Origin of the sequence: Burkholderia sp. Bp8992 (assembly GCF_003853705.1) — a bacterium.
GTDB lineage: Bacteria > Pseudomonadota > Gammaproteobacteria > Burkholderiales > Burkholderiaceae > Burkholderia.
Map to the genome: position 1 here is coordinate 1 of NZ_QTQI01000083.1, position 395 is coordinate 395.

Genomic DNA, 395 nt, shown 5'->3' on the forward strand with positions numbered 1-395 from the left:
ATCTCCATCGTGCCGAGCCGGTGGCCCGACACGTTCAGCACGTCGTCGATCCGGCCCATGATCGTGAAGTAGCCGGTGTCCTTGTCGCGCACCGTGCCGTCCCCGGCCAGATAGAGCGTGCCGCCGAGTTCTTCCGGGTAATAACTCTTCCTGAAGCGTTCCGGGTCGCCCCAGATCGTGCGGATCATCGCGGGCCACGGGCGCTTGACGACGAGAATCCCGCCTTGCCCGTTCGGCACGTCCTGGCCCGTCTCGTCGACCACCGCGGCCATGATGCCCGGCAGCGGCAGCGTGCACGAGCCCGGCACGGTCGGCGTGGCGCCCGGCAGCGGCGTGATCATGTGGCCGCCGGTTTCGGTCTGCCACCACGTATCGACGATCGGGCAGCGCTCCTG

General features: G+C 68.4%; 1 protein-coding gene. It reads right to left on the reverse strand.

All coding sequences use genetic code 11. The features are described 5' to 3' along the window. A partial coding sequence (locus DIE03_RS38085; protein WP_148092923.1) for an AMP-binding protein occupies nucleotides 1-395 on the reverse strand: 395 nt, incomplete at both ends.